The following is a 24,296-nucleotide window of genomic DNA, read 5'->3' on the forward strand; positions in this document are numbered from 1 at the left end:
GAAATAAACTGTTGACGGGTATCGGTCATTACGGACGTTGTCAAAAGCCACCAATGCACTGTACCTGAATAAACGCAAACAAAAATACCTATACACGCGCTGTTTGGCCCAACCGCAACGTTTTTGGGCCAAGCGCACAGAAGAACGGGGGTAAGCGGGAGGGAGAAGTAGCCGGCCTGACGCATCGTGCGAGCGGTGCGTCAGGGCTCGCTATCGCGGGTGCCGGTCGCGACGTTGAGACCGGTCACGTCGCACGAGTCCCGGCCGAATCCCGCATACGCGGCAGACCAGTTGCCGACAATGGCAGCCTGCGCGACGCTCAGGCTCATCTTGCCTTCGCACACGCACCGTTTGAGATGCACGACGAAACGTGCCTTGCGACGCTCGCCACTCGTCCCGGCCCACGGCAGCAGATCGAGATTGGCGGGCGCATCGGGCGAACCGCCAAGCAGGACCGGCACACGCCGGTCGATCGCATAGTCGGCCCCGGCGTCCGTATCGATACCGCGCTCGGCGAGCAGATGGGCCTTGTGCTGCATCATCACATCGAACGGAGGCGACACGGCGTCCGCATAGTCCGGGCGGCAGATCGTATCGGCAATCGATTGCTGGGTGACGCGCTCATCCAGCATGGTGGCGTCCTGCGCGGCCGCCTCGCCCGTGCGCAGTCCCGCAAGCGCACCGAACACCACCACCGCGCCCAGACGCAATACCCAGGCGGCACGACTGTCATAGGCGCCTTTCAGCGCGCGCAAAATATGAAATTGTCTACTGCGCAGCGATCCGCCACGTCTGCCTGCCTTTCCTTGATTCATTCGGTGGCGCGCCAGGCCTTGGCGCGGAATGGTTAAATTCGCAGGGCAATTAAAGCACACTCGGTATCGCGGTGGAAAATCGGCGCTGACCGGCAAGCACCTGGTCAGCGCCGAAACCGCCTAGCTCGGCCTGCGAGCCTGCAAGTCGCGAATCCTAGCCACCGCGGCTGTGTTCGACACCGTTGCCTCATACATCCTGGCCAGATCCGCTTTCAGCGCCGTACGCGAAGCGCCGTCGAGATAGACCATATGCCCAGAGGGATAGAAACGCGCGGACAGGTTCTGACGCACCTGCGGGCTGACGAGCGGCATCTTCTGCAGATCGATCACGGTCTGGTAAAACGGCGTGACGAAATCGAAGAAGCCGTTCGCCGACAACACCTTCAGGTCCACATTGAGCGCCATGACCGCAGCAAGATCGCCCGCGGTGTACAGAATCACGTTGCCCTTCGCGTCCACGCCCTTTTGCGCGCCGGTCGGATCGATATGGCTGAAGTCCCAGTACTGGAACGCCTGGTCGTTCAGATCCGTGAACGCCGAATTCGACGTATAGAGCAACTGCTCGTTGAGATAGACGTTCCACATGCTTGTGTAGACGCCTGTCACTGCCGTCATGGTCGGGTCGTTGCCGCCCGAGTTCGGGTCGATTTTCCCCGCGATGCCGGTTTCGATCGCGGTCACCCGGCCGTCATATTCCCCGAGCGCAAGCCCCTTCGATTTCAGCAGCGTGGTCAGAAACAGCGAGTTGCCACGGCTGTCATAAGCCGCAATGTCGAGGCTCCATGCGAGCAGCGTCGCCTTGTCGATGCCGGTGTATTCGCTCAGCTTCTCGACTGTCGCCGCATCCGTGGCGGGCACCTTGCGCAAGGCGGCGAGATAGTCCGTGCGCGAGAACTGGGCGACCTCCTCGGCGAACGCGCCGAGATCGGTCGAAGTGGGCGCAACGCCGAGCTTCTTGTGATACCACGCATCCGCGGCGGCCGTCGGCAAGGCGCCGACCGGATTGCCGGACTGCGTGTAGTCGAGTATCGACGACTGCAGCGTAATGCCGTTCAGATCGACGCCATCTTCGTGCAGCATATAGGCCAGCACGCAGCTGCGAGCCGTGCCGTACGATTCGCCGTACAGATACTTCGGCGAATTCCAGCGGTTGTTCTTCGTCAGAAAGCGCTTGATGAACTGCTTGATCGAGGTGGCATCCTGATCGACGCCCCAGAAATTGCGGTTCGTGCTGGGCGCGATTGCCGCCGAATACCCCGTGCCGATGGGATTGATAAAAACCAGATCGCTTTTGTCGAGCAGGCTATCGGGATTGTCTTCCAGCGTATAGGGTGCGGGCGGCGTGAAACTCGGCATTGCCGTCTTGATACGGCGCGGCGCAAACGAGCCGAGCAGCACGAATACCGATGACGACCCCGGGCCGCCATTGTAGAAAAAGGTAACCGGGCGCGTTTCTTCCTTCTGGTTGTCCTCCGTGAAAGCCACGTAGAACATCTTGGCGTTGGGTACCGAGCTGCTCGGATCCACTGTCACCAGGTGACCTGCCGTCGCGGTGTAGGCAATCTTGCGACCGCCGATCACAATCGAATGCTTCGTGATCGCAGCATTCTCGGTGGTATCGGTGACGGAATCGTTGGGTCCGTTGCCATAGGCAACAGGATCGAAAAACGGTTGATCTCCTGACTTCTGCGCCGCGGTCGCGGCCGCCTTGGCGGGAGCAGCATGAGAATTGTGGGACGACTGCGGACTGCCGGAAGCTGACTCGGTGTTGGTCATGATCGCTCCATCTCGTTTTACGTCATTTTCGTCATCTAGGCGTCATACGGACGCTGTCTCGAACCACGCACCATCTTCTTTGAAATAACCTTCGCAACGACAACATCGCAAGCACACGCCACGTTCATCGGGCGCGTGCTTGCGAGACTACAGACTATAGTGCCGCAGCGATCTTCTGACCATTGGGGCTGCCAAGTCCGGTACACGCATCCCAACCCGCCGAAGCAGCGTACGAGCCGTTGTTGCCTTGCGTGATGTCGTTAAACGCGCTCGTCGCGGCATACAGCTTCGGATTGACGAAGCCGACTGGCGAACCGTTAGCCGCGTTGATGCGGGCAATCAGCGCGGCCCACAGCGGCGCCACCGCGCTCGTGCCACCAACTACCGTTTGGGACCCATCGATCAGCACGTCATAGCCGGTCTCCGGCGACGCGTCTCCCGCTACGTCGGGCACGCCACGCCCTGTCAATGCCGTCTTCGCACCGGATGCGTTTGTGGAAGACAAACCCTCCTGCCACGTCGGGACGGGGAATGCAGCGCTCACGCCGCCGCCGCTCGCGCCGCCCTGGCTACCGTCGTTCCACACCACCTCCTGGGAGATCTTTGTTCCCGAAGCGGTGAGCTTGGTCCCACCGCATGCCAGCACGTACGGACTCGAAGCGGGAAAATCGACCACATTGCCGCTCGTGCCGTCGCTCGAGCCGCTATCGCCGGAGGCCACGCAAACCGTCACACCCATGGTTGCAGCGGCTTGCAGCACGCTGTTGAACGCCTGCTGCGACTGCGCTGTCCATGACGACTCCGGACCGCCCCAACTGATCGAGATGACCGACGGTTTGTTGGTCGTGTCGTGAACCGCGTTGCTCACGGCGTCGATAAAACCGGTGTCGGTATTGGGCGTGAAATAGACCGCGATTTTCGCGCCTGGCGCGATTGCACCGACCACCTCGATATCGAGCGACACCTCGCCGTCCGGACCGCTCGCGTCGCCGGTGGGCTTGTTCTTGCCTTTGTCGACACTCACCGCGACCACGGTAGGCGCAGTCACGCCGAGATTCGAAAAATAGGTGCTCAGATCGGACGTCTCATAGCCGCCGCCAAGCTCGATGATGCCGACGCACTGGCCGCTACCGTCGCCTTGCGGGTATTGATACAGCGCCGCGACCTGCAGCGGTGTGAACGCGCCCGAGGCTTGTGCATTGGCGGAACGGATCGGCGGCCGGATGCGGAAATGCGGACGCGCCTGCGGCCGGTTATCGAGCCCGAGCACGGCTGTCACGACGTTCGCAAGGTTGCCGGGCACGCTGATGACGCCGGTTCGGCCGCGATACTGGCCGATTGATTGATGCTCGTAATGATGCAACTCGACGTCGAAGGCGGCCTGAAACTGCGCAATGGTGCCGGAAAGCACAATAGTGCGGGCAGCGGGATTCTCACGCTCCACGGTCAGGCCCGATTGTGCTGCGAAGGCCTTGACCTTCTCGATATCTTCCGCCGCGGCACCGAACTCTTTGGCGAAGGCCTCGCGTGACAAAGGCTTGACACTGGAATCGCCCGCTTCGATCCTGGCGATCAACGCGTCGAATTGCTCCTGCGCGTGACGGCGCAGGACGACGTGGACTTCGATCCGTTCAGCCGGATCGCATTGCCCGATGAGTTTTGAACCTTCCGCTACCGTGCGCTCACTTCCTTGCAGGGGATGCTTGGCCATAGTTTCGATACTCCTCGGTGCGCCGCCGTGCGGCTGCGCGTTGGTCCCGGCGGGCATGCGCCTCGTGACACATTCAGGTTGCAGCGCAACCCGCGCAGGGTTCTGGTTGCATGGACATCATCAAGCCGTCCGACAGATCCATTCGAACACAGTTCCAGCGCGCGCAACAGTTGTCCGGATGGCTATGTCCTGGATGCGTCACGCGGGCCGCGCTATGATGCTGCAGCGGCGAACCAGTCGTTACGTTGTCTCGTGCGGCAATCCCGCACGTGCGTCAGAGAATCTGAGCGAATCAGGGGAAAGTTCCATGTCAATTTCGATGTATCAAGCCTCCGTGCCCGTGCTGGTGCGCGGTCTGACCTGCCTGCAAAGCATTCTCGGCAAGGCCGAGGCGCACGCGGCAGAAAAGCAGATCGACCCGTCAATTTTTGTCAGCGCCCGGCTCTTCCCGGACATGCTGCCGCTCGTGCGTCAGGTCTATATCGCGACCGACACAGCCAAGGGCTGCGCCGCACGTCTCGCCGGCGTGGAGCCGCCGAAGTACGACGACGTCGAGGTGACGTTCGAAGAGTTGCAGGCTCGTATCCAGAAAACGATTGATTACCTGAAGGAATTCAATGCGGCGCAGATCGACGGCTCGGAAGAACGCACCGTCACGCTGAAAATGCGCAATGGGCCGGTCGAGTTCACAGGCCTCAACTATCTGCTGCAGTTCGTGTTACCGAATTTCTATTTTCACGTCACGACGACGTATGACATCCTGCGTCACAACGGCGTCGAACTCGGCAAACTCGACTATCTCGGCGCTCGGTAACGCCCGTTGTTAGAGTCAGCCGGTGAAGGGGCTGCCTGGGCGGAGCGCCTGGAGCGTCAGGCAGCTACTCACACGGCATAGAAAGTCGTGCCGGCCGCGAACTCAAACACGCGGCTGGAATGCGATGATCCCCATCCCAGCCAGCGTGAACGCGACACCGGCCAGATCCCAGAGTGTTGGCCGCACCTGCTCGACGCACCACAGCCACAAGATCGCCACTGCGACGTACACACCGCCGTAAGCGGCATACACACGACCGGCGGCCGCGCCATGCAACGTCAACAGCCACGCAAACACGGCAAGACTGAGCGCGCCGGGTATGAGCAGCCATGCGGAGCCGCCCTCTTTCAGCCAGCGCCACGGCAGATAGCAGCCGAGAATCTCGGCGACGGCGGTCAGGACGTACAGCAGAAAGGTCTTCATTCAACGGCGAGGTTTTGATGGTGATTGGTTATGGACAGACCACGGCGCGCGAGGCGCGCTCGAGTCTATCGCCTTTATTAACATAATCACCTCACTCACGGCACCCCGGCCATGTGCAATCAATGGCGTACGCGCGGCTAGTCAAGCGACAGACGCAACGCGAAACCGATCAAGGCAGCGGAGAACGTCCAGCGCTGCAGTGTTTGCGCGAGAGGATGCGAGCGCATCCAGCCTGCAATACGCGCAGCACCAATCGCACAGGCTATGTCGAAACATGCGCCGATAGCGACCAGGATCACGCCAAGTTCGATCATCTGCAACGCGACCGGCCCTGCTTCCGGCCGCACGAACTGCGGCAGCAGCACCGAGCAGAACAGCAGCGCTTTAGGATTCAGCAGATTGGTGAGCAGGCCTTTGACGAAGGCGGTCCGCAGCGGCCGCGGCCCACCCGCCGCGATTCCGCCCTCGGGCAACGCGAATACCGGCGAGCGGAAAATCTGTACGGCGATCCATGCGAGATAGACGGCACCGCCGTACCTCACCACCTCATAGAGCCATGGCGCGCTACGCAGCAGCGCCGCGACCCCGCACGCCGACAGGGTCACATGGGTCGCCCGTGCGAGACCGAGGCCGCCCGCGGTAGCAAATCCGGTGCGTGCGCCGCGTCCGATGCTTGTCTGTAGCAAGAGCGCCATGTCCGGCCCTGGCACCGCGTAGACGATAAGCAATGCAGCGACGAAGACGATCAGAAGGTGCGCGGAAATCATAGGAGCCTCACGTTTATCAAGGCTCTATCTTGCTGTCGAAGTACGAGGTTTTTCTGGCGATTTACATAGACAAATCTCAGTACGCTGGGGGAATACGCTAACATAGTGGAATCCAGTAGATCTTTCCCCTCTCCATGGACGACCTCGATAAAACCGACCGCGCGATCCTGGCCGCGCTGCAAAATGACGGCCGCATATCCAACGCCCGGCTGGCCGAGGTTGTCGGCCTCAGCGAGACCCCTTGCGCTCGTCGGCTAAAGCGTCTCGAGAGCGCCGGCTATATCGAGCGGTACCGGGCCATGCTGTCGCGTTCGGCGCTCGGCTTCGGCGTAGTCGCGTTCGTTTATGTTCGCTTCGCGGTGCACGATCGCGCGGTGGCGACCCGCTTCGAGCACGAAGTGCAGGCGATTCCCCGCATCCTCACGTGTCATAACGTGTCGGGCAGCGCAGATTACGTGCTGCAGGTGGTGGCGCGCGATCTCGACGACTACGGCGCGTTCATGCGTGACGAACTGCGCAGCCTGCCGGGTGTGACATCTGTGGAATCTTCGCTGTCGCTACGCGAAATCAAGTCCAATGGCGGCCTGCCATTCGCCTGATCCGTGGCATGGTGCGCGCCGCCCAACAGTCGTGGCATAGTCGCCGGTACGGCACGGCATGACGTTCTCGCCGGATGAACCACGGAGTTTTCTCGATGAATCACGAACAGGCGCGAGCCGAAGAATCGCGCGCGATGGAGCGCGTACTGACTGCCACACAACGCGTGCAGTCGGCTTTCACTTCCCTGCAGTCGCAATTTCCGCCCACCGGCGAAGGGCGCCCCTCGCAATTTGCGCTGCAGACCTTCGACGCGGCACTGCAGGAACTGGAAGATGCGCAAGCAGCGTTCGACGAATTGCTCGGAGATCTGCTTGACGGCAACCGGTGAGTGGCTTAGCTGTCGCAATCTTGCGTAGCCGCTGAGATTCGCGCGGTGGAGGAGGCTTTGGATCGCGTCCCCGCCCGCCGCGAATTCGGGTGGCGCCGGCGGGCTTGACCGTTAGTTGCGTTCATGCGCCTGCCCTGCTCCCTCTAATCCGTGCTTGACGACCCGGCCATCACCTACTTGCGCGCTCGCCCTCCGTGCGCGTCATGCCGAGCGCCCGCAAGAAAAAGGGCGATTGATGAACGTGCTAAAACAGGCGTCGTTGTGAAGCACAAGTGAAGCACAACGCGCCCGCCCTTACCCGCTTTTACTGACTCGCAGCCTGACCGGCCCCCGCCTTCTTCTCTGCGTTCTGCAGGTCTGTCGGATAGTTCGGATCATTGCGCGATGGGTTATAGCCGTTCGCCTCCAGTTTCTTCAATTCGGCGTTTTTCTTCGCCCGCGCCTGCTTGCGCGCCGCCTTTCGCTGAGCCTTGGTGGTTGCCGATGCCGGGGTCGCCGGCGCAGCGGCTGCGTCGCCGCCTGAAGCACCCCCGCTGCTTTGGGCGAATACAGGTGCAGCCGATCCAATCATGAGTGCGGCCGATGCGAGGAGGACAGCCATTTTCTTCGAAGGTGAAAAGCTCATTGATTATCTCCAGTCGAATGCAGGATCTAAAAGACATCTCTCGTCGATGCTTCATACGATTCCCAATCAAACCTCAGCATGGGAACCGTCAATGTATCCGAATACGTGGCATCGCGCCCCTGATCTGCGGGCGTCAATCAACCTCATCAACAGTAGTGGTTTGACGTATATCGCAAATATCCGATATATAATTCGCCCCGTTGCGATGCAGATGCCGGGCCGCTTCGGCCCCTGTACCGCTGTTCATGACTGAAACCTCACTGATGACCATCGACATCGACGCGATCCACAAGGCGCTAGCCAATCCCATCCGCCGCGAGATTCTGGCGCGGCTGCGGGACCCGCAAGCGCACTTCGCCGATCAGGAGTTGCCGCTCGATCACGGCGTGTGCGCCGGCAAGATCGACGCGAGTTGTGGACTGTCGCAGTCCACCGTGTCGGCGCACCTGGCCGCATTGCAGCGCGCCGGGCTCGTCACGTCGAAGCGGGTCGGCCAGTGGGTGTTTTTCAAACGCAACGAGCCCGTCATCCAGGCGTTTCTCGAGCACATGAACACGGATCTCTGACACGTGCGTCTGCCTCGCCGCGCTTCTTTCATCACGCTGTTCTTATTGTCCCGGGCCGCTGCCCGCCAGGAAAGGTGAATACTTATGCCGACGCTTTTTGACCCGCTGCAAATTGGCGATCTCACGCTGCAAAACCGCATCATCATGGCGCCGCTGACGCGTCAACGCGCGGGCGACGTCCGCGTGCCGAACGCACTGATGGCGAAGTACTACGCCGAGCGCGCCTCGGCCGGCCTGATCATCAGCGAGGCCACCTCGGTCACGCCACAGGGCGTGGGTTACGCAGCAACGCCGGGTATCTGGTCGCAGGAACAGGTTGAAGGCTGGAAGCTTGTCACCAGCGCGGTTCACGCGGCAGGCGGCAAGATCTTCCTGCAGTTGTGGCACGTCGGCCGCGTGTCGGACCCGATCTTCCTGAACGGCGACCTGCCTGTTGCGCCGAGCGCCATCGCGCCACAAGGCCATGTGAGCCACGTGCGTCCGCAGCGTCCGTTTGTGACGCCGCGCGCGCTCGATCTGGCCGAGATTCCCGCCATCGTCGAGGCGTACCGCAAGGGTGCTGAAAATGCCAAGGCCGCTGGTTTCGACGGCGTTCAGGTGCATGGCGCGAACGGCTATCTGCTCGACCAGTTCCTGCAGGACAGCACGAATCAGCGCACCGACGCATACGGTGGCCCGATCGAAAATCGCGCTCGCCTGATGCTCGAAGTGGTGGATGCGTGTATCGAAGTCTGGGGCGCGAATCGCGTCGGCATGCACCTCGCGCCGCGCGGCGACGCACACACGATGGGCGACTCGAACGCCGCAGCGACGTTCGGCTATGTCGCGCGTGAACTCGGCAAGCGCAAGATCGCGTTTATCGCCGCACGTGAAGCGCTCGGCGAGAACCGCCTCGGCCCGCAACTGAAGGCGGCGTTCGGCGGCCCGTACATTGCCAACGAAAGATTCACCAAGGAGTCCGCACAACAGGTACTCGACGCAGGCGAAGCGGATGCCGTGGCGTGGGGTCAACTGTTCATCGCCAATCCGGATCTGCCGCGCCGCTTCGAACTGAATGCGCCGCTGAACCAGCCGAATCCGGCGACGTTCTACGCCGAAGGCGAAGAGGGTTACACGGATTATCCGGCGCTGGAAACGGTGGAGTAAGCGCAGGAACACGTGCTGCAACAGGCACTGCATCGCGCGTTGCAATGAGCGCAAGTCACGCCTGAACGTGCGGCGGACGCAACCGGAATGTGTTACCCGGTTGCGTCCGCCGCAGTCACATCGCGGTACATAAAAACCCGTTTTGTTTCGTCAAGCCCGCGCGCTACGTGCGCGGCGCGGATTGCCCGCAATTTCGCATCAAGGCGCTCGCTTTCGATCACGCTAAAACCCAGTCGCCGGTAGTACGGCGCATTCCACGGCACATCGCGAAACGTCGATAGCACCAGCTGCGGCACACCCGCTTGACGGGCGAGCACGGCCACCTCGTCGATCAGCCTGGCCCCGATGCGCCGCCCCGCCCATGTGGTCAGGACATCGAGCTCCTCGATATAAAAACGCGTCGCCAATCGCGCGAACATCACAAAAGCGACACAGTTCCCCGTATCGTTCACCGCTACGATGATTTCCGACGCCTCGATCTTCCGGCGCACAAAGTCCGCATTCATCGGCCGGGCGTCCGCAATGCCGGTCAAGCCAACCATAGCAAAACGCTGCGCGGCTTCGTACTCGATCGCCCGCACCACCTCTGCCTCATCAGGCACAGCGAAACGATAACTCATGGCAAACGGATCCAGCATAAGCGTCCGCTACAGATGACTAACAGAAGGCAGTGTCGCACACTCCAAAACCCGGGTTCACTGCAGATCAGTTACCCAACGACAACGCCGGCCAGGCGCTCCACGCGCACACAGGTTACGCCCACGCGCGCAAAAGCGGTGCTACTGTTAGATGCGCAGGCCGTTCAAACGCATCACTTCCCGTCAGGCGCGGCCGCTCACCCCAGGAGACATCATGGCGAAAGTATTGGTTCTCTACTACTCGATGTATGGCCACATTGAAACCATGTCGGAAGCGGTGGCCGAAGGCGCCCGCTCGGTGCCAGGCACCGAGGTCACGGTCATGCGCGTGCCCGAAACCATTCCGGCCGATCAGGCGGCGGCTCACGGCGTCAAGCTCGACCAGAAGGCGCCCGTAGCCAAACCCGACGATCTGGCGAATTTCGACGCCATTATCTTCGGCACGCCGACGCGCTTCGGCAATATGGCCGGCCAGATGCGGACGTTCCTCGATCAAACCGGCGGCCTGTGGATGAAAGGAGCGCTGGTCGGCAAGGTGGGCAGCGTGTTTGCTTCGACCGGCACGCAGCACGGCGGCCAGGAGACCACCATCACCTCGTTCCATAACACGTTGATGCACCACGGCATGGTGGTCGTGGGCGTGCCGTACGCATGTGCAGGACTCGTGAAAATGGACGAGATCACGGGCGGCACACCTTATGGCGCGACAACGATGGCAGGTGCAGACGGTAGCCGCCACCCAACGCAGAACGAACTGGAAATCGCACGCTACCAGGGAAAACACGTTGCCGGAATCGCGGCGAAGTTGGCTAGTTAAGCGCACTGGCACGAGCGCGGCCTGAACGCAGAGGGCCGTGAATGCCAACGCGGCGCGCGACACGTGAGCAACGCGCGCGCCGACTAGTCACACTAAATGAGTGCTTCGTTGTGTCACCGCGCTGACACAGAACGTTCACCTGAGACCGCGACATAAGCCCAAAACAAAAAAACCTCCATAAAATTGGGGGGTTTAACAAAATTTAATTTGGGTTGCCGTCTTATATCAAGCAGACTGCGTAAACAGCACGGTCCGTTGACGGAGAAACTCATGAACGTTGAAGATACATGGGACGGTCACATGCGCCGCGCGCACATCGACGCCGCACACGAGCAACACGTACGGGCGTCGCATGCACAGGCCGCCCCGCTCGCGCGACGCGCGATGCTGGTTTGCATCGCATTGGTGTGTGCATGGTCGATCGTCGAAACACCCTGGGAACTGAACCCCACTGATGGCCTCACGCGCTTCCTCGCGCTGATGCTCGCCAAATGCCTGCTACTGGCAGTGGGTGCCGCGGCATTTTTCGGGGTTCGGTATGCACGCACCCTGTTTGTTTTCCTCTGCGCATCGAGCGTGTTCGCGGTCGCCTCTACGCTACCGTTCGAATACACGATCTCGCACGAGCTGTTCACGCTCTCGTTAGTCGAATGCGTGTGCAAGGTCGCGCTCGTCGTCAGCTATGCAACCTGGTATATAAAAAGCCATTGAGCGAGCGGCGCGTAGTACCACGCGCCGCGGCAGCACGATCGGGACTGCTTAGTGCGCAGCGGCAGCCGCTGCATCCGCACTGCCCTTACCCGGTTTCGTCAACCAGATCAGCGGAATGATGGCGATAAAGATCACCGCTGAGAGCCAGAAGATGTCATTGAGGCCAAGCATGGCCGCCTGCGCGTCGAGCGAACGTTCGAAGAATGCGAGCGCCTGATGCGAACCACCGCCGAGTGTCGTTTGCACTGCATCGAGCCCGGAAACAAAGGTTGGATTGTCGACGCTCGATTGTTCCGCGAGGCGCGCGTGATGCAGGATCTGGCGATTGTTCCAGCCTGTGCTCGCTAGCGAAGTCCCTACGGCGCCGGCAAACACGCGCACGAAATTCGACAGACCAGCCGCAGAGGGAATCTTCTCGGCAGGTAGTCCCGAGAGAATGATCGCGGTCAACGGCACAAAGAAAAAGCCGGTCGGGAAGCCCTGCAGCAAAGTCGGAAGCACGAGCGTGCGAGTATCGACGCCCGTCGTATAACCCGAGCGCATGAAGAACACGGCCGCAAAACCGAGGAACGCCAGGGTCGCAAGCACGCGGGCATCGGAACGCGGCAGGAGCTTCGCGATGACCGGCGAGAGCAGCACGGCGAAGATGCCGAGTGGCGCCATGACGAGACCGGCATCGACGGCGCGGTAGTTCAGATACTCTTGCATCCATTGCGGCAACAGCACGAGGTTCGAGAAAAACACGGCATACGCCACCGAAATCGCCGCGGTTCCGCCAAGAAAATTTCGTCCTGCGAACAACCGCAGGTTGACGATCGGATTTTTCTCCGTCAACTCCCAGATCAGAAAGAAAGCGAAACTGATCAACGCGAACACCGTTAGCGCGACGATGACCGGCGAGTTGAACCAGTCGAGATCCTTGCCTTTGTCGAGCATCACCTGCAGCGAGCCCACCCAGGCGATCAGCGACAGCAGACCTACCTTGTCGATGGGCAGACGTTTGGTCGGCGTTTCGCGCTCGCGATAGATGGCCCACGTCACCGCCGCGGCAAAGATGCCTACAGGAATGTTGATATAGAAGATCCATGACCATGAATAGCTGTCGGTGATCCAGCCTCCTAACACCGGGCCGGCAATCGGACCGACAGTCGCAGTCATCGCCCACAGCGCCAACGCAAGCGAGCTCCTTTCCTTTGGATAGGAACCGAGCAGAATCGCTTGCGACAGCGGGATCAGCGGACCGGCCACCGCGCCCTGCACGATCCGCGCTGCAAGCAGCACCGGCAGGTTCGGCGCGAGGCCGCACAGCCACGACGACACCACAAACAGCAGGATCGCCCAGACAAACAGTTTGATCTGTCCGACCCGCTGCGTCAGCCACCCGGTGAGCGGAATCGAGATCGCATTGGCGGCCGAGAACAGCGTGATCACCCAGGTGCCCTCGTCCACCGATACGCCGAGGTTACCGGCGATGGTCGGAATCGCGACGTTCGCGATCGACGAGTCCAGCACGTTCATGAAAGTGGCCAGCGCCACGGCGAGAGTCGCCAGCACGAGCTTGCCGCCGGAGAGCGGCGCGAGTGCAGCGGGATTGGTCGATTGATTCATTTCATCACCCGTCGGAAGGATCGACGGTCAGAGAGCGTGCACGTCTATCTGACCTGTCAGCTAATACGGCAAAAAAATTGGCGTCTGCGTGGGCTGTTGAAGGTCAACCGGCGTTCCGCGATGTCGCGTGACGTACGGCGATCTTCTGCGGAGTACCCTTCGATGCGCCCTGGCTGAGCGGTATGTTCTGGGCGATGATCTGCTCGATCTGGGCCTCGGCTGCCGCGCCGTACTGGGCGAATACATCCGTGCGGTACGTCGTGTTGACTGCAGCGGCCAACTGGGTGCCGGACTCGTCATGTGTATTCACTTCGACCTGCATCGACAGACCGATCCGCAACGGATGCGCATCAAGTTCGTGCTGGTCCAGTTGTACGCGCACCGGCAGCCGCTGCACGACCTTGATCCAGTTGCCGGTGGCGTTCTGCGCCGGCAATACATCGAAAGCCGCGCCGGTGCCGGCCGAAAAGCCCACCACCTTGCCGTGATACTGGACATTCGATCCGTAGACATCAGCCGTCAACGTGACGGGTTGACCGATGCGCATGTGCCGCAGTTGCCCTTCCTTGAAGTTCGCATCAACCCACACCCCGTCGAGCGGTACGATCGCCATCAGCGGTGTGCCTGGGGCAACACGTTGGCCGACCTGCACCGAGCGACGCGCGACATAGCCGGTCACCGGCGCGGGCAAGGTATTGCGTGCGTAGTCGAGGTAAGCATTGCGCACCTTCGACGCCGCGGCCTGGACATCCGGATGCTGGCCAATCGTGGTACGGTCGGTCAGCGCGTGATTTGCTTCGGCTTGCTGACGCGCTGCCTCGAGCGACGCCTCTGCGGACCTGACGGAGTCCTGAGCATGCGAAATATCCTCTCCCGACACGGCCCCCGTTCCGGCCACGGCTTCACGACGCTTCAGATCGTCATTCGCGCGCGCCAGGTCAGACTCGCGCTGGGCGATGTTTGCCGCGTAGAAGTCGTTGTTCACATAGAGACCGCTGACTTGCCGCACGGTCTGGCCGAGCGTCGCTTCAGCGTTCAGGAGTGCGACCCTTGCGTCGGCGCCGTCCAGCGTGACCACCGGATCACCCTGCTTGACGATCTGCGTGTCGTCCGCGTTGACGGCAACCACAGTACCGCTGACCTGCGGGGTCAACTGCACGAGATTGCCGCTTACATAGGCGTCGTCGGTAGACTGCTCGAAGCGCCCAATCGTGTAGTAGTACCCACCGTAGGCAGCGCCGGCCACCGCGACAGTGGCGGCCAGCAGTATCAGCATAAGCTTGCGCTTGCCGGGATTCTGCGTGTCGCCCTGGCCAGCCTGCTCGGGCTGTCCGGTCTGCTCGGGTTGTCCGGCTTGGGCCGGCGCGCGCTCGATAGTGGTTGTATCGCTCATTTCAATGACTCCAGGCAAAGAATGAAGGTGTCGCAAAACGCGCCTTAGCGTGCGGCGACGACAGGGTTGGGTCGAGCCGCGGATGCATCCGGCTGGCTGCTTGTGTTGGACCGCTCGCCAGTGCCTGCGTTGGCCTCTGCACTGGCACCGGTGTCCTCCGTGTAACCGCCGCCGAGCGCTTGCGCGAGCGCAATCTGCTGATCGCGGCGATTCATCTTCAGATTGGCGACCGACTCGTCGGCAGCGAGTGCATTGGTGTCGGCATTCAGCACCGTGAGCTGATTCGTCAGCCCCGCCTTGTATTGGGTTAGCGCCAACTGGTAAGCGCTGCGCGCGGCGTCCTGGGCAGCCTCGGCGTCGCCGAGCTGGGTGTCGGTGGAACGGATCTGCGCGAGCTGCGTGGCGACTTCCGAGAGCGCCGTAACGAGCGTCTGGTTGTAGCCCGCGACGGCATCGTCAAAATCGGCGTAGCGCCCTTTCAGTTGCGCGCGCAGTTCGCCGCCGTCGAAAATCGGCAGATGGACCGCCGGCCCCGCGTTGGCGGTGCGGCTTGCTGCGGTCAGGAAACGGCCGAAGCCGAACGCATCCAGACCGATAGCCGCGCTCAGGTTGATGTCGGGGTAAAACTCAGCCTTGGCTTCCTTGACGTCGTGCGTCAGCGCATCGACGCGCCAGCGGGCCGCCACCAGATCCGGGCGACGGCTGACGAGATCGGCCGGGAGGTTATCGGGCAAACGCACCTCATCGCCAATGCCGAGCGTGGGCCTCGCAATCGACAGGCCGCGATCGGGACCTGCGCCGAGTAAAGCAGCCAGTTGATAGCGTGTGGTGACGATGCTGCCGTCGAACGAGGCCAGCGTGGCGCGACTGGTGGCGAGATTGGCCTGCGCCGTTTTGCGCTCGACTTCGGTATCCAGTCCGTTGGCAATGCGACCCGCCGTGATGCGGTCGATCTGCTCGCGCTGCTCGACCTCCTGTTGCGCGATGTCGTGCAATGCGTACAGCCGGGCCAGCTGGTTGTAGTTGCGCGCGATCGCCGAGGTCAAGGTCAGCTTGACGACCTCCGCATCCGCTTCGCTTGCCTGGAGTTGCGACATCGAAGCCTTGAGCGCCTCGCGATTCTTGCCCCACAGATCGAGGTCGTACGAAGCCGTCAGCAAGCCCTCGTTTTCCGATTGCCAGCTGCCGGCATAAGGTGGCGGGATCAACGCGGTACCCGAGTACTGCTCGCGAGTGAACGAGTAGCTCGCGCCTACCTTGGGCAGCGTGCTCGACTTCGCCGTTTCGGTATATGCCGCGGCAGCGGCGATACGGGCGCGAGCCTGCGCGAGTGTCGGACTACCCTGCAGTGCTTCGGCCAGCAGTGCCTTGAGTTGCGCGTCGCCGAACTGGTTGGCCCAATCCGTTGCCGGCCAGCGGCCCTGATCCGACGGGATGCTCTGCTGGGTCGCGAAGCTCTGCGGCTGCGCCATCTGCTTGTCGCTCGAGATGCCCGCATAGTTGGCGCACGCCGACAGCACCGCCGCGCAGATCACGGTTACGCTGGCCTTCGCGAGCCGCAAACCCGCGATCTTTCCATTTAACTGTGACTTCATTCTCTGACCTGTCAGATATATGGGTAAAAAAAATGCCTCTCAGCTTTCAAGGAATTTCTTGAGCAGGCGGCCGAACTCTTTGAACTCTTCTTTGGTAAAGCTTTTGACGCGCCGATTCAGTACCGTTGGTGCGATGTCGGGAATCTGATTCGCGACATCGAGCCCCTTCTTCGTGAGTGTCAGGTTGACCACCCGCCGGTCTTCGAGGCTACGCGAGCGCTCCAGCAGGCCTTTGGACTCGAGCTTGTCGAGCATTCGGGTCATCAGGCCGGTGTCGATACCGAGGAACTTCGACAACTCGAACGGCGTGGTCGCAACGCCGCGCTGCATAGACAGCAGAATACCCATTTGCTGGCTGGTGATCTCCAGGTCCTTCAGCGCGTTGTCCAACTCCGCGATCAGGAGGTTGCGGGCCTTGTTGATGAAAAAGCCGATGCTTTCCTCCGACTGAAACCGTTCTTTCGTGTAGTGATCCATCGCTGACTCCGTGATCGTTGCAATGCATATTATCTGACATGTCAAATATTGTCAAGCGAGATTTTAGGGGGTGAGGAGCCCCCCCTCGCCGTATCAGACGATTCTCGTTGCGCCGCAGGCTGAGTTCCCTTGACCAGAAAGCTCATCGCGGATAGCATGAACGCCTGAAAACTACGTACAAGCGGGTGCGAAAAACGTAGCGCCGCCCGGGCAACCGGGTCCCACCAGGAGTGGGAGTTTTGTCGAAAGACAGATAGAGAACCCCGCATGCGGCGGCCACCGAAAGGTGGCCGTTTGTCTTTGTATCCGCAGCCGCGAGCCCTCTTGCCGAGGTAGGTAGAGCGTAACAGCGTCTCAAACGCAATCTTCCCACCTTTCACCTGGCGGTTCGTCAGCCCGCTGTCCAGCAGATATGCTGACTGTACGCGCAGTACAAGACGACACCTGCGACTCTTATCCTTTTTCACCTCGAAAAAGACGGCATAGAGCGAGGCCGTTCCGTCCGCATTCACATTCTCGATAGTGACAAAGTTCGGCATCTTCTCGTTGGCGATCGTGATCCGCCGGTTAGAAAGATTGGAGACCATGTCCGGCAGGAACCGGCGGGAGAGTTCGTATCGCTGCGGGTTCAAAATCCGATGCTCCCTGCCATCGAAGTAGACCTCGTGAGCAGGTATCGCATCACGCGGACGTTTATCCCACTGGATGCTATGCGAGAAGCAATGGCACGAGTAGAGCACGAGGACCGTAATGTCAGTACCGAGTCCGAGATCCACCCTGAACGCAAACGGATCGAGATGACTCAAGTCCCACTGGATTCCGCGATAGGCAATGTCAGAAAAGCGGTGGGCGACTTCTGTTGGTGAATCGATGGTCGGAAGTTCGAGTTGCAACGTTGCCTGAATTTTTTCGAAGAACTGACCATTCTATGTAGCGCGTTCATCCATAGCCATATCGTCCAAATGGCTAACGCCAACAGCGAGCGTGGGACAGGTTCCCACTGCGTCGCGCAAAAAAAAGCCCGCATCAGCGGGCAACCCTCTCGGAGGAGAACACGGAACATCGCTTCGAACTCAGCGCATCACATTACCTCGGCCGTCACCCTTTCGTCGCGCCAAACGTCAGCCCCGCGACGAAATGCTTTTGCATCGCAAAGAACATCGCCACGGACGGCAACGCCGCCAGAATCGACCCCGCCGATACCAGGTTCCACGCCGTCGTCCACTGCCCCTTCAGCGCGGCCACGCCGACGGTGATCGGCGCCGCCTCATCGCCCTGCGTCAGACACAGCGCCCAGAAGTAGTCGTTCCACACGAACGTGAACACGAGAATGGCGAGCGCCGCGAGCGCTGGGCGGATCAGCGGCAGGACGATCCTGAAGAACACGGTCCATTCGTTGGCGCCTTCAATCCGCGCCGCCTCAACCAGCTCGAACGGCAACTGCTTGATGAAATTGCGCAGGAACAGCGCACAAAAGCCCGTCTGGAACGACACATGAAACAGGATCAACGCGCCGACGGTATTGAACAGCCCAAGCTTCAAGGACAGATCCCGCACCGGAATCATCAACACCTGCACCGGCACGAAATTGCCCGCCACGAAAGTGGCGAACAATGTGCTGTTGCCGCGAAAACGGTAGATAGCCAGTGCAAAACCCGCCATCGCCGCCAGCGTGATAGACCCGGCCACCGCGGGCACCGTAATCAGCACGCTGTTCCAGAAGTAATGCAGCATCGGCGAGGTGGTCAGCGCGTCGCGATAGTTGTCCCACATCGCAAAGTGCTTCGGCCAGCCCCAATAGTTGCCTTCGCTTAGCTCATCGGATGAGCGCACCGAGGTGACCAGTACAGCGATCATCGGCAGCAGCCAGATCAGCAGCGCCACCGGCAGCGAGAGCTTGTATAACCGCCGTGAAGTCGGCCGCCATTTGTCGATCGGCATCGGATACATATCGGGCTCCTTATTGCTCGGCGCGCAGCATCCGCCGCAGGTGATAAACGATGTAGACCAGCATGATCGCGAACAACACTACGGCGACGGCCGCGGAATACCCTACCCGGTAATACTTGATTGCCTGGTCGTACATGTAATACGCCAGCACGGTGGAGCTCTCGAACGGCCCACCGCCCGTCATCACCGAGATCAGGTCGAAGCTGCGCAACGCGCCGATCACCGTGACCACAATCGCCATGAAGGTGGTAGGCCGCAGTTGTGGCAGGATCACATGCCACAGCATCGACCAGCCCTGAGCGCCTTCCATGCGAGCCGCCTCCACCTGCTCGCTGTTCAGCGAGGTCAGTCCCGTCAGATACAGAATCATGCAGTAGGCGGTTTGCGGCCACAGCGCCGCGAAGATGATGCCCGGCGTCGCATAACGCGCATCGCCGAGCACCGGTACGCCGTGCCCGAGTATCAGCGCGAGCAGGCCGAAGGTGGGATCGTAGAACCACGAGAAAATCAGCCCGACCACCACGCCTGAAAGCACGAATGGCGCAAAGAACAGTGACTTGACGACGCGAATGCCGGCCACAGCCTGGTTCAGATACAGCGCGACAGCAAGCCCCATGGGCGGCGCCAGCAGAAACATCAATAACCAGATCAGATTGTTCTTTAGCGCGGTGTAGAAAGCGCGCGTGTGGAACAGCTCCAGATAGTTCGCTATCCCGACGAAACTGGGATCGGTCATCCCATCCCAGTTGAAAAAGCTGATGCGGATCGTCGAGAGAATCGGCCAGATGACGTAGATCGCCACCATCACGCAAGCGGGCGCGAGGAAAACAAACGCCGCACGCTGTTGCCGGCGCGCCGTAGGCGATGGGCCGCGCTGCTGCTTCGCCGCACGCGGCAAGGCGCTGCCAGAGGAGCCCGAAGCTCCCGGCCCGGCATTGCCGGTAATGGATTGACGGCTGACGGAGTGAACCACGGCGAGTCTCCTGCTCGGTCTCGATCAAGCGCAGGCAGCGCGAAGCCGCCCACGCTCACTTCTCGTACTTCTCTTACTTCTTGTAGATGCGCTGCCGCGTCTGCTCAAGCTGCGCCAGCACGTCGTCGAGCTTCGAAGGATCGGAGATAAACTGCTGCATCCCCTTCATGCCCTCGTCGGCCATCTCCTTGGTCATGTCACGATCGTAGAACTGCGCAATGCCGCCCTTCGTGTTGGCGAGAATCTGGAAGCCGATTTTCGAAATCGGATCTTCCGGTTCCGGCGACTTGCTGTTCGCGGACAACGACCCGAGCCCCGTCGCAAGCTGTGCGCCGATTTCCGGCGTTTCGACGAAGGCCAGGAATGCATGCGCATCCGCCTTGTTCTTCGCCTTCGACGGAATATGCAGCGACTCGACCGGGCCATCCTCGGCGGTCGGCACCTTCGAATCGATGATCGGGAACTGGAAGTAGCCCATTTCCGGCTTCACGTTTGCCGGAAAACCGCCGGTGATGAACGTCCCCATCAGCATCATCGCGGCCTTGCCCTGGAACAGGAACGGCTGCGCCGCGTCCAGATCGTAGGAGAGCGAATTGTCGATAAAGTAGCCGTCGTCGATCAGTTGCTTCCACGTCGTGTACACCTTCTTCACGCGCGGATCGGTGTACGGCACTTCACCGGCCATCAGCTTCTGATGGAATGCGTTTCCATTCAGGCGCAGATCCAGATAGTCGAACCAGCCGGCCAGCGTCCAGGCATCGCGGCCACCCACGGCGATCGGCGTAATCCCGGCCGCTTTCAACTTCTTGCAGGCGTCGAGAAACTCGTCCCACGTTTTCGGCTCGCTCGCGATCCCCACCTTCTGGAACAGATCCTTGCGATAGAACATGCCCCACGAGTAGTAGACGGTCGGTGCCGCGTACTGCTTGCCCTTATACGACGAGGCTTCCTTCGTCGAGGCGTAGGTATTGTTCCAGCCGTTCTTGCTCCAGTCTCCGCTCAGGTCTTCGAACAGGCCGCGCTGTGCGTAATACGCCATCCGTTCACCGTCGTGCCAGTTCACGATGTCGGGTGAGACCGTCGACAGCCAGCCAGGCAATTGCACCTTGTAGGCTTCCTCATCGATAAACGACACGTTGACGTCCGTGCCCGGATGGGCCTTCTTGAACTCATCGATCACCTGCTGCCAGACCGCCCGTTGACTGGCGCCCTTGAACGCAATGTTGATCGCGAGCGTGCCTGCCTGCGCGCTGCCGGCCATCGATGCCGCTGCGGTGGCCGCCGTCAGCGCGACGGCAACCAGAACCTTCCGAAGTTTGAATTGCATGCCTGTCTCCTTGGTTTTTACGTCGTTTTAAGCTCTAACTGGTCCGATAAACTGCCACGCCCTGCGGCCCGATTTCACGCGAGCCGATTACAAATGCATCGTCCGCGACATCCGCGAGCGTATGAGACTGCTCGCCGTAATTCAACACGTACGCCAACCCACCGCGCCGGCTGATACGCAAACCGTCGCCGAGCGCCGTCACATCAAGTCCTGCTTCCCGCGCGACGCCTGCAAACAGTCGCGTCGTCAGGACGTCGTCGAAGATGCTCGCCAGGTAGTGAATCGAACCGCTCCGAACATACGCGGGATGACCGTCGGCGAAACGGCCGCGAATCTCGAGCGCTGCCGCGCTGGCCGACTCCGACGTTTCGATCAGATCGCGCCAATGCCGCCCTACCCCGTCCTCGAGGCTTGGGCTACCCGCGAGCCTGACCGGTTCAGTCACATTGGGCCGCAGCGACTCGACGCGCCACACGCGCATCGGCAATACCGAGGCCAGCGACCCCGGCGGCAACCCCGCGGGAATCTGCAGATCGTCTGTCTTCGAGCCGGTGCGCGGCCCGAGCACGACTTGTGCGCCCGAACGGGCCAGACGCTGCGCGAAGTCCGCGGGCACCACCGGCAACGGCGGCACGACAATCATCCTGTAGCCATCGAGCGGCGCATCGACCGGCACCACGTCGACATCGAGACCCAATCCACGCAGTGTCGAGTAATACTCGAACGCAAAGCGCGGATAGTGGAAGTCCGCACCCTGCGGATGAATTTCGAACAACCACTTCGCCTCGTAGTCGTAGACGAGCGCGACCTTCGAGCGCACGTTCGCATTCGCGTCGGCGTCCGCGGCCAGCACCTTGTGAATCTCCTTGGCCACCTGGGCTGCCTCACTGCCGCCAAGATCCAGCAGGTTATCGGGCGTATTCAAACCCGCGTGCATCTGCTCCTGGGCAAACGGCGCCTGACGCCAGCGGAAATACGACACGCAGCCCGCCCCGTGCGCAAACGCCTCCCAGCTCCACAGACGCACCATGCCAGGCAGCGGCGCCGGATTCCAGTGCGCCCAGTTGACCGGCCCCGGCTGCTGCTCCATCACCCAGAACGGCAGCTTCGACATGCCACGATAGACATCGTGATTGAACGATGCGAAATCCGGATGACCGGTGCGCAGCCATTTCGCCTTGAGTTCGGGCGCAAACCACTGCTCTTCGAGTGCGCCGAGCGGATAGCTATCCCATGTGGCGACATCCAGATCGGCAGCGACCTTGTAGTGATCGAATTCGGTAAACAACTGCATGAAGTTGTGCGCAACCGGCCGGCCTGGCGAGTGCGCACGGATGATCTCGACCTGCATGCGGTTGTAGCGCGCGACTTCATCCGATGCGAAGCGCCGGTAGTCGAGCCGGTGCGACGGATGCGCCTCGGTGACGGTCGCCACCGGCGCGTCGATCTCGTCGAAGCTGCGGTACTCCATGCTCCAGAACACCGTGCCCCACGCGCGGTTCAGCGCATCGATCGTCTGATAGCGCGCCTTCAGCCATTCGCGAAACCGCAGCACCGCCGCCCGCGAATAGCTGACCACCGTCTGATGGCAACCGAACTCGTTATCGGTCTGCCAGTACGCAACGGCCGGATGCTTGCCGTAACGTTCGGCCACTGCGGTGCAGATACGTTCTGAAGCAGCAAAATACGAAGGCGACGAGAAATCGTAGTGACGACGCGAACCGAAGGCCCGCGGACGGCCGTCGACGCCAACCGGCAGGATGTCTGGATGACGGTCGATCAGCCATTTCGGCGGCGTCGCGGTCGGCGTGCACATCACCACTTGCAGGCCAGCCGCACCGAGCACGTCGACGGCGCGATCAAGCCAGGCCCAGTCGTATTCGCCAGGCGTTGGCTCCATCCGGCTCCAGGCAAATTCAGCAATCCGAACCTGTTCGATGCCGAGCGCTTTCATGCGGCGGGCGTCGTCTTCCCACATCGACTCCGGCCAGTGTTCCGGGTAGTAACAGACTCCAAGGCGCATCCGAGTGCCCTTCCTTTATGCGTAGTGTTCGACGGATTCGAGCGAAGCAACGGCGAAGCCGTCTTCGGTGAACAAATGACAGACCGGTGCAGGCGCCCGAAAGGTAGCCTGATCGCCCTGCTTCAGGCGCGTGTCTCCAGGCGCCTTGGCGATCAATACGACGCCCTCGCCTTCTTCAAGGTGGACATAGCTGTGCTCACCGAGCTGCTCGACGAGCGAGACCGCGCGGGTCAGCAACGAAGATTCATGAGCGGTGTCGGCAGGGGCTTCCTGAACCCCTTCGACCATTTCCAGATGCTCAGGCCGCACGCCGAACGTCACAGGCTGCCCGACCCCAAGCGCTACCCCGTCGACGCTCACACGCACGGTCTCGCCGCTGCCATCGAGCTTCACGCTCACGCCGCGGGCGTCGATCGAGGCAACCTTCCCCGGCAAAAAATTCATCCGGGGCGAACCGATAAAGCCGGCCACAAAGCGGCTCTTCGGACGGTGATACAGCTCGAGCGGCGCGCCGATCTGGGCAATGCTGCCGTAGCGCTCGGTGTCCTTGCCGGCGTGCAGCAGCACGATCTTGTCGGCGAGCGTCATGGCTTCGATCTGGTCGTGCGTCACGTAGACGACGCTCGCCTTGGCAAACTGCTTGTGCAGCCGGGCGATTTCGACGCGGGTCTGACCGCGCAAGGTGGCATCGAGATTGGAGAGCGGTTCGTCGAACAGAAACACGCCGGGTTGGCGCACGATGGCGCGGCCGATCGCCACGCGCTGCCGCTGCCCACCCGACAGAGCCTTGGGACGCCGGTCCAGCAGCGCTTCGAGTTGCAGGACGCGCGCCGCTTCCCGCACCTTGCGGTCGATTTCGTCCTTGGGCGTTTTGGCGAGCTTCAGGCCGAAGGCCATGTTCTCGAACACGGTCATATGCGGGAACAGCGCGTAGCTCTGGAACACCATCGCTACGCCACGCTGGGCCGAAGGCACGGCGTTGACGAGCTGACCGCCGATAAAGAGATCGCCGTCGCTCACGTCTTCGAGACCGGCGATCATGCGCAACAAGGTGGACTTGCCGCAACCGGACGGGCCGAGAAACACGCAGAACTCGTTCTCGCCGATCTCAAGATCGACATCGCGAATGACAGGTGCACCGTCACCGTACGATTTTTGGACGCCTCTTAACGAAATGCTCGCCATTGCTCCGTCTCCGTGATTTAATCGGCTC

The 24,296-nt window shown here is 61.1% G+C and carries 24 protein-coding genes; 7 read left to right on the plus strand and 17 right to left on the minus strand.

Features of this window, described 5'->3' with window-relative positions; genetic code table 11:
- Positions 1-200: 200 nt before the first annotated feature.
- From P3T24_RS23375 to P3T24_RS23385, 3 genes are all read right to left on the minus strand, one after another.
- Positions 201-815: a hypothetical protein gene (locus tag P3T24_RS23375; RefSeq protein WP_429438256.1), complete on the minus strand. Its 615-nt coding sequence runs from the start codon at positions 813-815 to the stop codon at positions 201-203.
- Positions 816-935: 120 nt separating this feature from the next.
- Entirely contained in the window at positions 936-2,591 is a 1,656-nt protein-coding gene (locus P3T24_RS23380) for a S10 family peptidase (protein ID WP_429438259.1), read from the minus strand.
- Positions 2,592-2,745: 154 nt separating this feature from the next.
- The gene (locus P3T24_RS23385; protein ID WP_429438262.1) at positions 2,746-4,302 is read right to left on the minus strand and encodes a S53 family peptidase; all 1,557 of its coding nucleotides are present in this window, start codon (positions 4,300-4,302) and stop codon (positions 2,746-2,748) included.
- Positions 4,303-4,609: 307 nt separating this feature from the next.
- Between P3T24_RS23385 and P3T24_RS23390 the strand changes: the two genes are divergently transcribed.
- The gene (locus P3T24_RS23390) at positions 4,610-5,116 is read left to right on the plus strand and encodes a DUF1993 domain-containing protein (RefSeq protein ID WP_429438265.1); all 507 of its coding nucleotides are present in this window, start codon (positions 4,610-4,612) and stop codon (positions 5,114-5,116) included.
- 102 nt (positions 5,117-5,218) lie between these two features.
- On the opposite strand, the gene P3T24_RS23395 is transcribed toward P3T24_RS23390, so the two are convergent.
- Positions 5,219-5,539, minus strand: a complete 321-nt coding sequence (locus P3T24_RS23395; protein ID WP_429438268.1) for a YnfA family protein — start codon at positions 5,537-5,539, stop codon at positions 5,219-5,221.
- A gap of 137 nt (positions 5,540-5,676) precedes the next feature.
- Positions 5,677-6,306, minus strand: a complete 630-nt coding sequence (locus tag P3T24_RS23400; protein ID WP_429438271.1) for a LysE family translocator — start codon at positions 6,304-6,306, stop codon at positions 5,677-5,679.
- 134 nt (positions 6,307-6,440) lie between these two features.
- Here P3T24_RS23400 and P3T24_RS23405 point away from each other — a divergent pair, with 134 nt between their 5' ends.
- Together P3T24_RS23405 and P3T24_RS23410 are read left to right on the plus strand one after the other, a co-directional pair.
- The gene (locus P3T24_RS23405; protein WP_429438273.1) at positions 6,441-6,905 is read left to right on the plus strand and encodes an Lrp/AsnC family transcriptional regulator; all 465 of its coding nucleotides are present in this window, start codon (positions 6,441-6,443) and stop codon (positions 6,903-6,905) included.
- Between the two features lie 95 nt (positions 6,906-7,000).
- On the plus strand, positions 7,001-7,234 hold the full coding sequence (locus P3T24_RS23410) for a hypothetical protein (RefSeq protein ID WP_074268191.1): 234 nt from the start codon (positions 7,001-7,003) through the stop codon (positions 7,232-7,234).
- A 304-nt stretch (positions 7,235-7,538) separates the two neighbouring features.
- On the opposite strand, the gene P3T24_RS23415 is transcribed toward P3T24_RS23410, so the two are convergent.
- On the minus strand, positions 7,539-7,859 hold the full coding sequence (locus P3T24_RS23415) for a DUF4148 domain-containing protein (RefSeq protein ID WP_429411838.1): 321 nt from the start codon (positions 7,857-7,859) through the stop codon (positions 7,539-7,541).
- A gap of 263 nt (positions 7,860-8,122) precedes the next feature.
- Here P3T24_RS23415 and P3T24_RS23420 point away from each other — a divergent pair, with 263 nt between their 5' ends.
- Together P3T24_RS23420 and P3T24_RS23425 are read left to right on the plus strand one after the other, a co-directional pair.
- The gene (locus tag P3T24_RS23420; RefSeq protein ID WP_074268189.1) at positions 8,123-8,425 is read left to right on the plus strand and encodes an ArsR/SmtB family transcription factor; all 303 of its coding nucleotides are present in this window, start codon (positions 8,123-8,125) and stop codon (positions 8,423-8,425) included.
- Positions 8,426-8,509: 84 nt separating this feature from the next.
- Positions 8,510-9,571 carry an alkene reductase gene (locus P3T24_RS23425; protein ID WP_429288658.1) on the plus strand — a complete coding sequence of 354 codons (1,062 nt, stop codon included), beginning with the start codon at positions 8,510-8,512 and terminating at the stop codon, positions 9,569-9,571.
- 92 nt (positions 9,572-9,663) lie between these two features.
- On the opposite strand, the gene P3T24_RS23430 is transcribed toward P3T24_RS23425, so the two are convergent.
- Entirely contained in the window at positions 9,664-10,191 is a 528-nt protein-coding gene (locus P3T24_RS23430; protein WP_429438276.1) for a GNAT family N-acetyltransferase, read from the minus strand.
- 232 nt (positions 10,192-10,423) lie between these two features.
- Here P3T24_RS23430 and wrbA point away from each other — a divergent pair, with 232 nt between their 5' ends.
- Positions 10,424-11,026, plus strand: coding sequence for an NAD(P)H:quinone oxidoreductase (gene wrbA, locus P3T24_RS23435; RefSeq protein ID WP_429411832.1), 603 nt, complete (start codon positions 10,424-10,426; stop codon positions 11,024-11,026).
- Between the two features lie 270 nt (positions 11,027-11,296).
- Complete coding sequence (locus tag P3T24_RS23440; protein ID WP_429438279.1) at positions 11,297-11,737, plus strand: hypothetical protein; 441 nt, start codon at positions 11,297-11,299, stop codon at positions 11,735-11,737.
- 48 nt (positions 11,738-11,785) lie between these two features.
- Here the strand turns inward: P3T24_RS23440 and P3T24_RS23445 are convergent, their stop codons facing one another.
- From P3T24_RS23445 to P3T24_RS23490, 10 genes are all read right to left on the minus strand, one after another.
- Positions 11,786-13,345 carry a DHA2 family efflux MFS transporter permease subunit gene (locus P3T24_RS23445; RefSeq protein WP_074268184.1) on the minus strand — a complete coding sequence of 520 codons (1,560 nt, stop codon included), beginning with the start codon at positions 13,343-13,345 and terminating at the stop codon, positions 11,786-11,788.
- 103 nt (positions 13,346-13,448) lie between these two features.
- Positions 13,449-14,738, minus strand: a complete 1,290-nt coding sequence (locus tag P3T24_RS23450; protein WP_429438282.1) for an HlyD family efflux transporter periplasmic adaptor subunit — start codon at positions 14,736-14,738, stop codon at positions 13,449-13,451.
- Between the two features lie 44 nt (positions 14,739-14,782).
- Complete coding sequence (locus P3T24_RS23455; protein ID WP_429438285.1) at positions 14,783-16,333, minus strand: efflux transporter outer membrane subunit; 1,551 nt, start codon at positions 16,331-16,333, stop codon at positions 14,783-14,785.
- A gap of 39 nt (positions 16,334-16,372) precedes the next feature.
- Entirely contained in the window at positions 16,373-16,810 is a 438-nt protein-coding gene (locus tag P3T24_RS23460) for a MarR family winged helix-turn-helix transcriptional regulator (RefSeq protein ID WP_429288651.1), read from the minus strand.
- Between the two features lie 41 nt (positions 16,811-16,851).
- Entirely contained in the window at positions 16,852-17,703 is an 852-nt protein-coding gene (locus tag P3T24_RS23465) for a hypothetical protein (protein WP_429438288.1), read from the minus strand.
- Between the two features lie 205 nt (positions 17,704-17,908).
- On the minus strand, positions 17,909-18,760 hold the full coding sequence (locus tag P3T24_RS23470; RefSeq protein ID WP_074268180.1) for a carbohydrate ABC transporter permease: 852 nt from the start codon (positions 18,758-18,760) through the stop codon (positions 17,909-17,911).
- Positions 18,761-18,770: 10 nt separating this feature from the next.
- Positions 18,771-19,733: a carbohydrate ABC transporter permease gene (locus P3T24_RS23475; RefSeq protein ID WP_429438291.1), complete on the minus strand. Its 963-nt coding sequence runs from the start codon at positions 19,731-19,733 to the stop codon at positions 18,771-18,773.
- A gap of 73 nt (positions 19,734-19,806) precedes the next feature.
- Positions 19,807-21,060: an ABC transporter substrate-binding protein gene (locus P3T24_RS23480; protein ID WP_429288648.1), complete on the minus strand. Its 1,254-nt coding sequence runs from the start codon at positions 21,058-21,060 to the stop codon at positions 19,807-19,809.
- A gap of 34 nt (positions 21,061-21,094) precedes the next feature.
- Positions 21,095-23,083 carry a beta-galactosidase gene (locus P3T24_RS23485; protein ID WP_429438293.1) on the minus strand — a complete coding sequence of 663 codons (1,989 nt, stop codon included), beginning with the start codon at positions 23,081-23,083 and terminating at the stop codon, positions 21,095-21,097.
- Between the two features lie 15 nt (positions 23,084-23,098).
- The gene (locus tag P3T24_RS23490) at positions 23,099-24,268 is read right to left on the minus strand and encodes an ABC transporter ATP-binding protein (RefSeq protein ID WP_429438296.1); all 1,170 of its coding nucleotides are present in this window, start codon (positions 24,266-24,268) and stop codon (positions 23,099-23,101) included.
- Positions 24,269-24,296: the final 28 nt, after the last annotated feature.

Source organism: Paraburkholderia sp. GAS33 (assembly GCF_050436645.1).
Taxonomy (GTDB): domain Bacteria; phylum Pseudomonadota; class Gammaproteobacteria; order Burkholderiales; family Burkholderiaceae; genus Paraburkholderia; species Paraburkholderia phenazinium_B.

What these genes read in the sequence shown, in the direction of transcription:
- P3T24_RS23375 (WP_429438256.1), bottom strand. Translation starts at nt 815, where the DNA reads ATGAATCAAGGAAAGGCAGGCAGACGTGGCGGATCGCTGCGCAGTAGA.
- P3T24_RS23380 (WP_429438259.1), bottom strand. Translation starts at nt 2,591, where the DNA reads ATGACCAACACCGAGTCAGCTTCCGGCAGTCCGCAGTCGTCCCACAAT.
- P3T24_RS23385 (WP_429438262.1), bottom strand. Translation starts at nt 4,302, where the DNA reads ATGGCCAAGCATCCCCTGCAAGGAAGTGAGCGCACGGTAGCGGAAGGT.
- P3T24_RS23390 (WP_429438265.1), top strand. Translation starts at nt 4,610, where the DNA reads ATGTCAATTTCGATGTATCAAGCCTCCGTGCCCGTGCTGGTGCGCGGT.
- P3T24_RS23395 (WP_429438268.1), bottom strand. Translation starts at nt 5,539, where the DNA reads ATGAAGACCTTTCTGCTGTACGTCCTGACCGCCGTCGCCGAGATTCTC.
- P3T24_RS23400 (WP_429438271.1), bottom strand. Translation starts at nt 6,306, where the DNA reads ATGATTTCCGCGCACCTTCTGATCGTCTTCGTCGCTGCATTGCTTATC.
- P3T24_RS23405 (WP_429438273.1), top strand. Translation starts at nt 6,441, where the DNA reads ATGGACGACCTCGATAAAACCGACCGCGCGATCCTGGCCGCGCTGCAA.
- P3T24_RS23410 (WP_074268191.1), top strand. Translation starts at nt 7,001, where the DNA reads ATGAATCACGAACAGGCGCGAGCCGAAGAATCGCGCGCGATGGAGCGC.
- P3T24_RS23415 (WP_429411838.1), bottom strand. Translation starts at nt 7,859, where the DNA reads ATGAGCTTTTCACCTTCGAAGAAAATGGCTGTCCTCCTCGCATCGGCC.
- P3T24_RS23420 (WP_074268189.1), top strand. Translation starts at nt 8,123, where the DNA reads ATGACCATCGACATCGACGCGATCCACAAGGCGCTAGCCAATCCCATC.
- P3T24_RS23425 (WP_429288658.1), top strand. Translation starts at nt 8,510, where the DNA reads ATGCCGACGCTTTTTGACCCGCTGCAAATTGGCGATCTCACGCTGCAA.
- P3T24_RS23430 (WP_429438276.1), bottom strand. Translation starts at nt 10,191, where the DNA reads ATGAGTTATCGTTTCGCTGTGCCTGATGAGGCAGAGGTGGTGCGGGCG.
- wrbA (WP_429411832.1), top strand. Translation starts at nt 10,424, where the DNA reads ATGGCGAAAGTATTGGTTCTCTACTACTCGATGTATGGCCACATTGAA.
- P3T24_RS23440 (WP_429438279.1), top strand. Translation starts at nt 11,297, where the DNA reads ATGAACGTTGAAGATACATGGGACGGTCACATGCGCCGCGCGCACATC.
- P3T24_RS23445 (WP_074268184.1), bottom strand. Translation starts at nt 13,345, where the DNA reads ATGAATCAATCGACCAATCCCGCTGCACTCGCGCCGCTCTCCGGCGGC.
- P3T24_RS23450 (WP_429438282.1), bottom strand. Translation starts at nt 14,738, where the DNA reads ATGAGCGATACAACCACTATCGAGCGCGCGCCGGCCCAAGCCGGACAA.
- P3T24_RS23455 (WP_429438285.1), bottom strand. Translation starts at nt 16,333, where the DNA reads ATGAAGTCACAGTTAAATGGAAAGATCGCGGGTTTGCGGCTCGCGAAG.
- P3T24_RS23460 (WP_429288651.1), bottom strand. Translation starts at nt 16,810, where the DNA reads ATGGATCACTACACGAAAGAACGGTTTCAGTCGGAGGAAAGCATCGGC.
- P3T24_RS23470 (WP_074268180.1), bottom strand. Translation starts at nt 18,760, where the DNA reads ATGTATCCGATGCCGATCGACAAATGGCGGCCGACTTCACGGCGGTTA.
- P3T24_RS23480 (WP_429288648.1), bottom strand. Translation starts at nt 21,060, where the DNA reads ATGCAATTCAAACTTCGGAAGGTTCTGGTTGCCGTCGCGCTGACGGCG.
- P3T24_RS23485 (WP_429438293.1), bottom strand. Translation starts at nt 23,083, where the DNA reads ATGCGCCTTGGAGTCTGTTACTACCCGGAACACTGGCCGGAGTCGATG.
- P3T24_RS23490 (WP_429438296.1), bottom strand. Translation starts at nt 24,268, where the DNA reads ATGGCGAGCATTTCGTTAAGAGGCGTCCAAAAATCGTACGGTGACGGT.